Origin of the sequence: Rhodopseudomonas pseudopalustris (genome assembly GCF_900110435.1) — a bacterium.
GTDB lineage: Bacteria > Pseudomonadota > Alphaproteobacteria > Rhizobiales > Xanthobacteraceae > Rhodopseudomonas > Rhodopseudomonas pseudopalustris.
The window spans coordinates 236,627-248,544 of the sequence record NZ_FODT01000004.1 but is presented as its reverse complement, the minus strand read 5'-3'; the positions used below and the strand labels follow the sequence as shown (position 1 = coordinate 248,544).

Sequence of the window (11,918 nt, the reverse complement as noted above, 5' to 3'; positions counted from 1 at the left end):
CCAGATTTCTCAGTTCGCTCGGAGCCGCCCTAGCTCTGCTTGGCGAGATCGAGGAAGTGCCGTCCGGCGCGGTCCTCGGTCTCGACGATCCAGACATCCGGATCGAACCGGATTTCCTTGGCGAGACGCTCGTCCACCGCGGCTTCGGCCTGCGGCTGCGGCGACACCGGCACGAAAACGCGCTCGAACGGCCGGCTGTCGTCGTAAGCGGTCTGCGGCGCAGGTACGTAAAGCATAGCGGTGCGGTCGGGCAGCACGACCTTGACGAACACCGCGCCCGCTTCCTCGGCGCCACGCCGGCTCACCGCGCCGAATACGCCCTCGGACTGGCACCGGCGCAGATAGGCCGACACCCAAATTGAACTCTTCAGTCTCATGGAGCGAGGCTTACAGCGTTTTCGAGCGAGTTGGATACAGCTTCGCGTAAAGAAAAGCGTGCCAGAGCAACAATCCAGAGCAGGCCGCGGAGAGTTAGTCGATCGGGCGACCCGTCACCACGGCGAGTTCACGCACCAGCCGGTCCGACATCTGCCCCGTGACCGGCATCCGGCGTGAGCGCTCGAAGCGCTGGATCGCGGCTTGTGTATCGGAGCCGACCGTACCTGTCGGCTTGAGCTGGCCGTAGCCGTAGTCAGTTAGCGCGCGCTGCACGGAGGCGACGCGCCGCGACGATGTGATCGTGTCGCCGAGCGAATCTCGCGCCGCGGTCGGGATCGACCCCGGAGGACGCGGAACGCCAGATGCGGCTGGCGCCGGCGCGGGCGCGCGTGACGGCGAAGTGTTGCGGACGAGATTGCCGAGCGGATCATTCGGATCGGCATCGGCGGTGCGAACCCGCGGATGCGGATCGGCACGCTTGGTTTCGGCAGGCCTGATGTCGATGTGCTTCGGCTCGACCGGCCTGGCCTCGACCGGCTTCTGTTCGGCGGCCTTCAGCTCGGTCACGCTCGGTTCGAGCAGCTTCTGATCGAACGCTTTGGTGTCAACGCGCGGGTCGGCCGGGCGCGGACGCGGCAGCGTCACCACGGACACCGAGGACGAAGCCGCGCTGCGGCCGAACATCGGCGACGGATGCTGGCCCGCCTGCATCAACATCGCATTGCTGACGATGGCGATGACCGCAGCGGATGCAAACATCGCGGCGATCACGTCCTTCGGGCTCCGCGTCAGAAGCCGCATCGCCAGACCGCGCTCGTCGCCGTCCGCGACGACCACTGCACCGGCGCCGCGACGCCGCCGCGGCGCGTCATCGTCGTTTCTCGTCTTAGGCACTCTTCTTCACCTGATAGTCTTGCAATTGAGGCTCGGCCGGCTGTGGCGGCTGCAGCGTCGTGACGTTGCACGGCGCCGAAGGCGCCAACGGCAGCGATATCGTCACGATCGTGCCCCGATCAACCTCGCTCGTCACGTCGATCTTGCCGCCGTGAAGACCGACCAGGCTCTTCACGATCGAAAGGCCGAGCCCGGTGCCCTCATGGCGGCGCTGATACGTCTTTCCGGCCTGGAAGAACGGATCGCCGATCCGTTTCAGGTCTTCCGCCGCAATGCCGACGCCGTTGTCGCGGACCCGCAGCACCAGCCGCGCCGCTTCAACGGCGGCTTCGACGGAGACGGTGCCGCCGCGCTCTGTGAACTTGATCGCGTTCGACACCAGATTGAGCAGGATCTGCTTGAACGCGCGCGCATCGCCGACGATCTCCGGAAGATCTTCAGGCGCGCGCGTCACCAGCTCGATGCCATTCTCGCGGGCCTTCAGCGCCAGCAGATTGCAGCAATTCAGCAGCGCCGGTCGCGGCGCGAACGGCTCCGGAACGATCTCGAAATTTCCCGATTCCATCTTCGACATGTCGAGAATGCCGTTGACGACCGACAACAGGTGCTGACCGGAATCGTTGATGAGCTGCGCATATTCCTTGCGCCGCTCCGGCGCGAGCATCAGCTCGTCTTCGTGCAGGATCATGTCGGAGAAGCCGATGATCGCATTCAGCGGCGTGCGCAGCTCGTGGCTCATGGTGGCAAGGAAGCGGCTCTTGCTGGCGTCGGCGCGGCTCGCCTCGGCGCGCGCCTGTTCCAGGGCCTGTTCCTGCAGCTTGCGATCGGTGACGTCGCGCATCACCGCGACCACGCCGGTCTCGCAGGCGGCCGACGATTGAGTGCCGGGTGCAAACGGGCGGCAGCGCATTTCAAGCCAGATGAATTCCGGTGCCGTCGGCCGGCCGCGATCATCGCGCGCAACCTCGCGGCGAACGCGGAACTCGACGCTGCGTCCCTCGCCGCCAAGGCCTGCGTCCGACAGCGCCTTGAGATAGGCTGGCCGATCGGCGACGTGGACCCGATCGAACAGGCCGTGCCCCGCGAGCCGAGCCGCAGGCAGACCGAGCAGGGTTTCGACGGCCGGTGAAATGAACTGCACCGCGCCGTTGCGGCTGTGGCGCGAGATCACATCGCTCATGTGAAGGGCGAGCAGCCGGTAGCGCTCCTCCTCGACGCTGAGCAGCGTGTCGCTGGTGCGCGCCAGCGATTCCGCGCCGAACGCGAGTCCGGCCGCGTACAGCGTCGCGGATGCGACACTGAACGCCATCAGCGTGCCGTGCGACACGTCGGCGCCGGTGGGCGTCGGAAGCCAGCCGAACTGACCGGTCGCGATCAGCGCCGCGGCGCAACCCAGCGCGAGCGCTGCGGCGAAGCTCACGACACGGCGCGACGCCGACAGCGCGGCCTCGAGCGGCACCAGCACCAGCCAGATCGCGGCGAAAGATGAAATTCCGCCGGTCTGCGCCGCGACGATCACGATCAGGCTCGCCAGCGACAGCGAGGACAGCACATGGGCACTACGATAACGGCCGGTGCGTGACAGAAACCACGACAGCAGAATCGGCGCGATCAGCCATGCGAACGCCAGCGCTTCGAGCGCACTCGGCGCGCCCCGGAGCACGAGGTAGATCGGGAACGCAGCGAAGGCGACGAGGCTGCCGAGCAGGCGAGGCGCAATGAACGCGCGATGACGCGCGCTCGCCAGCGCGTCGTATCGCGCCGACGGATGCAGCAATGCGTCGAGGCACTCGCTGATGATGTTGGATACTGCCACGCTGTCCGCGCTCGCTGTCGCCGTGTGACGGGAGGTAGCGCTCCCGTCTTTGGTTGGCCCAACGTGTCAGAGCGACCTTAAACGAACGCTAAGGCATCCGATCACCGCGCGACGCCACCGGATTTGTGCTGCGATCACGGTCGCATTCGGCACGGATGGTGAATGCATGGTTTCGAAATTCGCGGCGGTATGGTTTCGAAATGGTGGACGCGCAATTCGCACGAAACGAAATACCGTGACGCGTCAATCGAATGTTTACGCCGAATCGCTTCGACGTTTTGTTTTTAAGGATTTTCCTCGAATTGTAAGTAACCAGAACACTCCGAATTCATTGCCGATAGCTAAGGAAGGCTTGGATTGCGAGGTCAATCGCAACGGGATTTGGACGACGGGGTCGCGCGATGTTCTTTCTGCTTCGGTTGACGTTTTGGCTCGGTCTCGTCCTGGTGTTGTTGCCCCGGGAGAAGACGCCGGATTCCGAAAAGCTCCCGCAGATCGGCGCGTCCGAAGCGGTGTCTGCCGCGAGCGCAGCCGTCTCCGATTTCAGCCAGTTCTGCAAGCGCCAGCCCTCGGCCTGCGAGATCGGGGAACATGCCGCCACCGTGATCGGGCATCGCGCCCAGGAGGGCGCGCGTAAGATCTACAAGATCATCATCGACAAGCGCAGCAGCGATCAGACCGGTTCGATCGATGGCGTCGAAGGTGTCGACGAGCAACTGATCGGCTACGCGCCGCGCGACACGCTGAACCCCGACGACGTCAAGGTCGAATGGCGCCTGCGGGGTTCCGAAACCGCCGCCAACTGACATCGACTTTCAGTCGAAAGAGGCGGATATCGCTTTCGAGCGAACGTGATCCAATATATCTGTGAGGCATCGGGTTCCGTAGGGGACCGCGGCAGGCAGATACGGATCATGATGACGATCGACGAAATCAGGGACAATTTCGCACTGCTGGACGATTGGGACGATCGCTATCGTTACGTGATCGAGCTCGGCCGCACGCTCGATCCGATGCCCGAGGAGCAGCACTCGTCCGCCAACAAGGTCAATGGTTGCGCCAGCCAGGTCTGGCTGTCGCGCAAGCTGACGCGGAGCGCCGACGATGAGCCGGTGCTGAACTATCTCGGCGACAGTGACGCGCACATCGTCCGCGGCCTGATCGCGATCCTGCTGTCGATGGTGTCCGGCCGCACGCCGACAGAGATCCTTGCAGCGGAGCCGATCAAGGTGTTCGACGAACTCGGCTTTCGGGAACATCTCACGCCGCAGCGCTCCAACGGCCTGCGCTCGATGATCGAACGGATCAAGCTCGACGCGCACGAAACACTCGCCGCGTCGAGCTGAAGGCGACGTCGATCCGAGGAAATCAGGTCACCACGAATTCGGCATCCTCGGCGAGCCAACTCCGCATTTTCGGTTTCGCGTCGCTGGACCGCGGCGCAAGGCCGTAGTGCCGCGCCAGGCGGTCGAGCGCCAGTTGCAGCACGACCTTGGCCGAACGCGACGGCCAGCCACGCTCGCGCTCGACGTCCTCAAGCCCGTGCAGGAAGCAGCAAACATCCAGTAGGATGCCGGAGAATTCCGGCCCGCATGCGGTGATCGCGTGCTGCACGCGCTGACGCGAGGCCACGACCAGATCGGTCATCTCGCCGGCCCCGCGGCTGCCTGCCCGGCCGGTCGGCGCGCCCCAGTTCGAGGTCACCCGCGGCGACAGGTTTCCGCGCGTGAAGTCCGCGCGCAATCGCTCGCCGGCGACGAACTGGTGGCTGCTGATCAGGCTGCGTCCATCGCGGCCCTTGCGGCGTGCGAGCCACGCCAGCGGGCTTTCCCCGTCATCGATCGTGACGCTGGCGATGCCTTCCGCGGTCATGATCTGCCGCTCCGCCAACGTCAAATGCTGGGCGCGGAACGAGTCGATCTCGGCCTTGCCGGCTGCGCGAGTGGTCGGATTGCGATCGCGCCGTTTCATTGCACGGCCTCCGCACCGGCCGGCAACGGCCGCAACAGGCCTGCTCGAAAGCGCGATTGCCGAGAGGCGTTCGAAACTGGGAAGGACCAAGCGATCTGCAACATCGGACGAGCACTCCAAGAAAATTCCTGATAGGAAAATTTTCTCAGAATATTGATCGCCCTGCGAGCCCCTCGACGGCCTACTTGCGGATTTTTTTCCTCGACGGGGTCAGCCGGTCGGACGCAAAGGCTATTTTCGCCGCCGGCGCTGCTGCCCGAGCCCCATCTTCTTGGCGAGCTGCGAGCGCTCCACGGCGTAGTTCGGCGCGACCATCGGGTAGTCGGCCGGCAGTCCCCATTTCTCGCGGTATTGCTCCGGGGTCATCTTGTACTGCGTGCGCAAATGCCGCTTCAGCGATTTGAAGCGTTTGCCGTCCTCCAGGCAGATCAAATATTCCGGCGTCATCGACTTCTTCAGCGGAACCGCGGGCTTCGCCGGCTCCAGCGCCGGAGTCTCGGGGCGGCCGCTCGACAGCCGCTGCAAAGCGGCGTGCACCTGCCCGATCAGGCCGGGAATCTCGCCCGCCGGCGTCGGATTGTTGCTGACATAAGCGGAGACGATGGTCGCGGTCAGTTCGATGAAGCTCTTGCCCGCGGGGTCGCTCATGAAGGATCGTCCAATCGGATCAGGGCCGGCTGCGGATAGTCCGCGCGCCGCGCCGGTCGAATCTTGTCGGTTGCTCGATGATCGGCAGGCCGCGCCCGAAACGCAACAAAGACCTCGCCAATACAAGACTGTATTTCGCGCCCTTCAGTCGACGCAAGGTAGACCAAGAGCTTAAGTGCGCTGGTCGAGGTGGTCGCGCAGCTCGTCGATCGACGCGAACCGCATCATGCCTTCGGGCATCTGCGCCTCGATCGAGCCGTCGGAATACAGCGAATACGCCATCCCGTCGACGACGCCGGACTTCAGCACCGTCACCTCGGTCGTCTCCTCGCTGCGCGGCGCGGGCGTGCGCTCCGGCGACTTGGGACGCTCCGGCTCCGCGGGTGCGGGCTCACGCGCGTCACCGCCGCCGAACAGCGATCGACCACGGCGCGCGCCGGAATCGCCACGCGGCCGATCGGATTCCGGCCAGGCTTCCTCGAAAGTGCGCGGCGGGATCGCCGGTGCGGAAGAAGCAGGCTCGGGTGCGGTCCCCTCGGGCTCGATCGGGTCGCCCGATTTGGCGGCGGCGCGCTCGCGCTCCTTCCGTGACGAGGACGAAAACAGAAGATTGCGCTTCTTGGTGTTCGATTCGGCAGGCGGAGGCGGCAGAACAGCAGCCTCGGAGCCACGCGGGCGGAGGCGGTCGCGCGTGGCTGCCTCGTCCTGCCACGGCGGCGAGGAGCCGGGCCCCGCAGCCGCAGACCCGGCGGATGGCGCATCCAGATCGGGCTCAGAACGATCGCCTGGGAACAGCTGGCCGTCCTTGCTGTCGGCCTCGCCCGCAGACGCCGGCGGCGGAAACACCGGCCGAGGCTTGGCAGGAGGTTGCTGCGTCGCGGCGCTGGCCACCGCGGCCATTGCCCGAATCTCGCGGACGACGACGTGCAGGCCAAGCAGGATCGCGCCGGTGCACCCACCCGCGACACCCGAAAGAATCAAGGTATTGCCGAAGCTGAATTCCTTCACCGGGACGCCGAATATAATCGACGCCAGCCCGGCCAACAGGAAGCCAATCCCAGCCACCAGCAGAAAAACCATCCCAAACTCCAGTCCGCCGCTGCGCGCGGCGGTCGTCCGCGCCACGATAACGTCATATGATCGGCATCGGCAATCGCCGTTCCGCTTTGCAAACAACTTGTTGGGCGCGGTTTTGGGAGTTTTGCCGACGCCGGCGGCCGCCGATCACCGAGCGGGCGTCCCCGCCCCGCGCCGCCAGGCTCCCGGCGCCCCGCGTGGCAATCGCCGACCGGGAATCATGGCTGCCGCGCGCGCGGCGGCTTGCTGCAAAACATTCGCAGGACTAACCTCGGCGGCAAGCACTAACCAACCCCCAAGAGGAAACGGCCATGTCGCCAGCCGAAGCACGCCTGAGAGATGCGCCCTCGGATATGACGGAGGCCGAGTGGGAGCAGCGGGTCAACCTTGCCGCCTGCTATCGCCTGGTCGCCTATTACGGCTGGGACGATCTGGTCGACACTCACATTTCGGCACGCGTGCCCGGGCCTGAGCATCACTTCCTGATCAATCCCTACGGCCTGATGTTCGACGAGATCACCGCGTCCAGCCTGGTCAAGGTCGACCTCGACGGCAATCAGCTCACCCAGAGCCAGTACAAGATCAACCCGGCCGGCTTCACCATCCACTCGGCGATCCACGAGGTCCGCGAGGACGCCGGCTGCGTCATGCATCTGCACACGCCCGACGGCACCGCGGTGGCGAGTTGCATGGAAGGCCTGCTGCCGACGAACCAGACCGCGCATTTCGTCACCGGCGACCTCGCCTATCACGACTATGAGGGCGTCGCGCTGGATCACGACGAGCGGCCGCGGCTGCAGCGCGATCTCGGCAACAAGAACCACATGCTGCTGCGCAATCATGGCACGCTGACGGTGGGCCGTTCGGTCGCCTCCGCCTTCGAGCGGATGTATCATCTGGAGCGTTCCTGCACGATGCAGGTTCGTACGAAGATGCTCGGCCCGACCGCCTACCCGATCGAGAACGTGGTGATCGACAAAAACCACACGCTGATCGCCAACCAGGACGCGATGGAACTGCGTTCCACCAAACTGGTCTGGCCGCCGCTGCTGCGCAAGCTCGACCGGATGGATCCGAGCTACCGCAATTGAAACCGCGACGGAATTGATGTAGTCTTCAGCCACACACCCTCTACGCGATCTGAATCCAAACGCCGCCCAATTCCGGGCGGCGTTTTTGCGTGGGGCGATGCGTGGGTCGCCGTTCTTCGGCGCTCAGTTCGGGGCGCTGCGGCGACAACGCCCTCTCGTTCGTCATTCCGGGGCGCGCGAAGCGCGAACCCGGAATCCATAACCACCGAAGTCAGCGGCGAGAATGGTGTCAGTGCAGGACAAAACTTATTACTTCGCTCCCGCCTCGCTTTGCTGGACCGTTATCCTGCTACTTCGCCCTCTCCGCCAGCGCCGCCAGAATCCGCACCCAGGAACGGATGCCCTTCTGGAAGCTGCGCAGGTCGTACTTCTCGTTCGGCGAATGGATGTTGTCGTCGTCGAGGCCGAAGCCGATCAATACGCTGTCGATGCCGAGCGTGCGCTTGAAATCGGCGACGATCGGAATCGAGGCGCCGGAGCCGATCAGCAGCGCGTCCTTACCCCACTCCTCCGTCAGCGCGCGCTTTGCCGCCGCCAGCGGCTTCATATTCCAGTCGAGCGCGATCGCGGGGGCGTTGGAGTGATCGAGAAACTCGGCGCGGCAGTCGCCCGGCAGCCGCGCCGTGACGAACGCGCGGAAGGCGTCGCGGATCTTCTTCGGGTCCTGGCCCTCGACGATCCGGAACGACACCTTTGCGGAGGCCTCCGCCGCGATCACCGTCTTCGAGCCTTCGCCGGTGTAGCCGCCGACGATGCCGTTGATATCGCAGGTCGGTCGCGATGAAATCTGTTCGATCAACAGCCGATCGTCCTCGCCCGCCGGAAGCGACAGGCCGATCGGCTTCAGGAAGCTCTCGGCGGTGAGGTTGAGGCCCTTCCACTGCGCCAGAATATCCGGGGGCAGATCCTTTACGCCGTCGTAGAAGCCGGGAATGGTGATGCGGCCGTGCTCATCATGCAACCCGCCGAGAATCCGCGTCAGCACGCGGATCGGATTTTGCGCGCCGCCACCATAGACGCCGGAGTGCAGATCGCGGTTGGCGGCTTTGATCTTCACTTCCTCGTAGACGAGCCCGCGCAGCGAGGTGGTGATCGCCGGCGTCGACGGGTCCCACATGCCGGTGTCGCACACCAGCGCGAAGTCGGCGGCGAGGTCCTGCTTGTTGGTCTCGAGGAACGGCACGAAGTTCTTCGAGCCGACCTCCTCCTCGCCTTCGATGACGATGGTGAGGTCGATCGGCAGTTCGCCGGTGACGCTCTTCCACGCCCGGCAGGCCTCGACGAAGGTGGAAAGCTGGCCTTTGTCGTCCTGCGCGCCGCGCGCGACGATGATCTTGCGACCGTCGGCGTGATCGGTCACCACCGGCTCGAACGGCGGACGATGCCACAGCGCGAGCGGATCGACCGGCTGCACGTCGTAGTGGCCGTAGAACAACGCATGTGGCCGCTTCCCGGTATTGCCCTTGGCCTTGGCGACGATCGCCGGATGGCCCGCGGTCGGCTTCACTTCGGCGTCGAAGCCGATCGAGGCGAGGTCGGCAGCCAGATGCGTAGCGGCCGCCTTGCAGTCGGCGGCGAACGCCGGATCGGCGGAGATCGACTTGATCCGCAGCAGCGCGAACAGCCGCTCCAGCGCGTGATCAAAATCGGCGTCGGCGCGATCGAGCACCGCTTGTAGCTGCGAAGTGGCGGGCATTGCAGTTTCCTTGTGAATGAGATCAGCGGCGCAGCAGACTGCCGAGCGTACCGCGGACGATCGAGCGCCCGACCGATCCGCCGAGCGAACCGCCGACGCGCTTGCCGAGATCGGCGGCGATGCCGCCGATCACCGTGTTGGTGACGCTGCGCGCGACATTGCGCGCCACCACCTGCCCGGTGGTGAGCTTGCCGCGCGGCGCGCTGGTGCCGAACACGGTCGAGACGATGCTGCCGAGCTGGCCGAGAATGCCGCCTTCGGCCGGCGCGCCTTCGGCGCCCGCATTCTTGTTCTCAATGCGATCGCGCAACTTCTCATAGGCGGATTCGGAATCGATTGCGGTGTCGTACTTTCCCCTCACCGGGCTCGCGGCGATGATCGCCTTGCGCTCCTCCGGCGTGATCGGCCCGATACGGGCCGCAGGCGGTCGGATCATCACGCGCTCGACCATCGCCGGCGTGCCGTTGCCTTCGAGGAACGATACGAGCGCCTCGCCCTTGCCGAGTTCGGTGATCGCCTTGGTGGTGTCGAGCTTGGGATTGGGTCGGAACGTGGTCGCCGCCGCCGCGACCGCCTTCTGGTCGCGCGGGGTGAATGCGCGCAACGCGTGCTGCACCCGGTTGCCGAGTTGCGCCAGCACGCGATCCGGCACGTCGATCGGGTTCTGCGTGACGAAGTAGACGCCGACGCCCTTGGAGCGGATCAGCCGCACCACCTGCTCGATCTTGTCCATCAACGGCTTCGGAGCATCGTTGAACAACAGATGCGCCTCGTCGAAAAAGAACACCAGCTTCGGCTTGTCCGGATCGCCGACTTCGGGCAACTCCTCGAACAGCTCCGCCAACATCCACAGCAGGAAGGTCGCATACAACCTGGGATTGGTCATCAACTTGTCTGCGACCAGGATGTTGACGAGACCGCGGCCCTGATTGTCGGTGCGGATGAAATCCTTCAACTGCAATGCGGGCTCGCCGAAGAAACTTTCGCCGCCCTGATTCTCCAGCACGAGCAACTGACGCTGAATGGTGCCGACGGTCTGCTTGGTGACGTTGCCGAGCGCCTGCGCCGCCTGCCTGATGTCGGCGTTGACGTCGCCGTTCTCGGCGACCTTCGCGGCGATCGGCGCGATCGCATCGAGCATCGCGCGCAGATCTTTCATATCCACCAGCGGCAAGCCCATGTCGTCGGCGACACGGAACGCGACGTTGAGCACGCCTTCCTGCACGTCGTTGAGATCGAGCATTCGCGACAGCAGCAGCGGTCCCATCTCCGAGACAGTGGCCCGCACCGGATGGCCCTGCTCGCCGAACACGTCCCAGAACACTGTGCTGAACTGATCAGGCTGAAAAGCCAGACCCATCTCCTTCGCGCGCTTGAGGATGAAATCTTTCGCCTCGCCGGTTTCGGCGATGCCCGAGAGATCACCCTTGATGTCGGCGGCGAACACCGGCACGCCGGCGCGCGCAAAGCCTTCGGCCATCACCTGCAGCGACACTGTCTTGCCGGTGCCGGTGGCGCCGGTGACGAGGCCGTGGCGATTGGCGAGGCCGAGCGTGAGCCATGCCGGCTGCTCGCCCTTGCCGATGAAGATCTTGCCATCGATATCGTCGTGGCCGGTTTCGCTCGCCGTCATCGTGCCGTTTCCCCGCGCGCAGAAACAATCGAGCCGTCAGCGGCTCCTGCTTCGCATATCCTGCATATCGATGAAAACTGTTCAACGATCATTCGGCGCCGCCGCAATCCGACGTATCGGCGGCGCGAAATTCGCCGTCTTAATCTCTTGGTAGAGCTGCCCGGGCCAGAACGCTCTTGCAATGTTGCAACACTCGCGAATCGAATCTGGCGGAACAGCGGCTTCGCGTGCGCGCGTTGCTTGTGTTTCGGAACGTGGAAGATCAGGATAATGAGACAAGTACAATCCGGCAGACAACCGGCGGTGGGGGCGTAATGGACGAGTTGATTGAACGGCTGGCCGACAAGGCCGGCCTGGACAAAGCCGTTGCTGGCAAAAGCGTCGGCATCATCCTCGGCTTTCTCCGCAACGAGGGTCCGCAAGAACCCGTTCAGGCCCTGATCGACACCATCCCGGGCGCCGAAGCCGCGATCGAATCCGCAAATGAATCGCGCGGCGGGCTCAGCCGGCTGATGGGCTCGAGTCTGATGGGCGGCGGCGTGATGGCGATGGGCGCACGGCTGATGGGGCTCGGCCTCGGTATGGCCGACATCCAGAAGCTCGCGCACGAGCTGTTCCACATCGGCCGCGAAAAGATCGGCCCGGATCGGATGAAGACGATCATCGCCGAGACGCCGGGCCTTCGCCAATTCACGTGACACTTCAGTTCTGAGT

At 64.7% G+C, this 11,918-nt stretch carries 12 protein-coding genes; 4 read left to right on the top strand and 8 right to left on the bottom strand.

The annotated features are described in order from the left end of the window. Nucleotides 1–29 precede the first annotated feature (29 nt). From BMY71_RS09990 to BMY71_RS09980, 3 genes are all read right to left on the bottom strand, one after another. Entirely contained in the window at nt 30–377 is a 348-nt protein-coding gene (locus BMY71_RS09990) for a DUF1491 family protein (RefSeq protein ID WP_011502365.1), read from the bottom strand. 94 nt (nt 378–471) lie between these two features. Continuing rightward, nucleotides 472–1,272: a peptidoglycan-binding domain-containing protein gene (locus BMY71_RS09985; RefSeq protein WP_011502364.1), complete on the bottom strand. Its 801-nt coding sequence runs from the start codon at nt 1,270–1,272 to the stop codon at nt 472–474. Continuing rightward, complete coding sequence (locus BMY71_RS09980; protein ID WP_092683447.1) at nt 1,265–3,088, bottom strand: sensor histidine kinase; 1,824 nt, start codon at nt 3,086–3,088, stop codon at nt 1,265–1,267. The genes BMY71_RS09985 and BMY71_RS09980 overlap by 8 nt, the downstream gene beginning before the upstream one ends. A gap of 401 nt (nt 3,089–3,489) precedes the next feature. Here BMY71_RS09980 and BMY71_RS09975 point away from each other — a divergent pair, with 401 nt between their 5' ends. Next, nucleotides 3,490–3,894, top strand: coding sequence for a DUF5330 domain-containing protein (locus tag BMY71_RS09975; protein ID WP_011502362.1), 405 nt, complete (start codon nt 3,490–3,492; stop codon nt 3,892–3,894). 111 nt (nt 3,895–4,005) lie between these two features. Further along, entirely contained in the window at nt 4,006–4,434 is a 429-nt protein-coding gene (locus tag BMY71_RS09970; RefSeq protein WP_041805242.1) for a SufE family protein, read from the top strand. Between the two features lie 22 nt (nt 4,435–4,456). Here the strand turns inward: BMY71_RS09970 and BMY71_RS09965 are convergent, their stop codons facing one another. The 3 genes from BMY71_RS09965 to BMY71_RS09955 form a co-directional block, all read right to left on the bottom strand. After that, entirely contained in the window at nt 4,457–5,059 is a 603-nt protein-coding gene (locus tag BMY71_RS09965; RefSeq protein WP_092683445.1) for a DUF6456 domain-containing protein, read from the bottom strand. 231 nt (nt 5,060–5,290) lie between these two features. Further along, on the bottom strand, nt 5,291–5,707 hold the full coding sequence (locus BMY71_RS09960; protein WP_011502359.1) for a Ros/MucR family transcriptional regulator: 417 nt from the start codon (nt 5,705–5,707) through the stop codon (nt 5,291–5,293). Between the two features lie 171 nt (nt 5,708–5,878). Beyond that, a complete protein-coding gene (locus BMY71_RS09955) occupies nt 5,879–6,787 on the bottom strand; it encodes a hypothetical protein (protein ID WP_092683710.1) in 909 nt (302 codons plus the stop codon). A 308-nt stretch (nt 6,788–7,095) separates the two neighbouring features. On the opposite strand from BMY71_RS09955, the gene BMY71_RS09950 reads away from it, so the two are divergent. Next, a complete protein-coding gene (locus BMY71_RS09950) occupies nt 7,096–7,875 on the top strand; it encodes a class II aldolase/adducin family protein (RefSeq protein WP_011502357.1) in 780 nt (259 codons plus the stop codon). A 289-nt stretch (nt 7,876–8,164) separates the two neighbouring features. Here the strand turns inward: BMY71_RS09950 and BMY71_RS09945 are convergent, their stop codons facing one another. Together BMY71_RS09945 and BMY71_RS09940 are read right to left on the bottom strand one after the other, a co-directional pair. Continuing rightward, nucleotides 8,165–9,571 carry a M20/M25/M40 family metallo-hydrolase gene (locus tag BMY71_RS09945; protein ID WP_092683443.1) on the bottom strand — a complete coding sequence of 469 codons (1,407 nt, stop codon included), beginning with the start codon at nt 9,569–9,571 and terminating at the stop codon, nt 8,165–8,167. Between the two features lie 22 nt (nt 9,572–9,593). After that, nucleotides 9,594–11,204: a helicase HerA-like domain-containing protein gene (locus tag BMY71_RS09940; protein WP_092683441.1), complete on the bottom strand. Its 1,611-nt coding sequence runs from the start codon at nt 11,202–11,204 to the stop codon at nt 9,594–9,596. Between the two features lie 314 nt (nt 11,205–11,518). Between BMY71_RS09940 and BMY71_RS09935 the strand changes: the two genes are divergently transcribed. Further along, nucleotides 11,519–11,902 carry a hypothetical protein gene (locus BMY71_RS09935; RefSeq protein WP_092683439.1) on the top strand — a complete coding sequence of 128 codons (384 nt, stop codon included), beginning with the start codon at nt 11,519–11,521 and terminating at the stop codon, nt 11,900–11,902. Nucleotides 11,903–11,918: the final 16 nt, after the last annotated feature.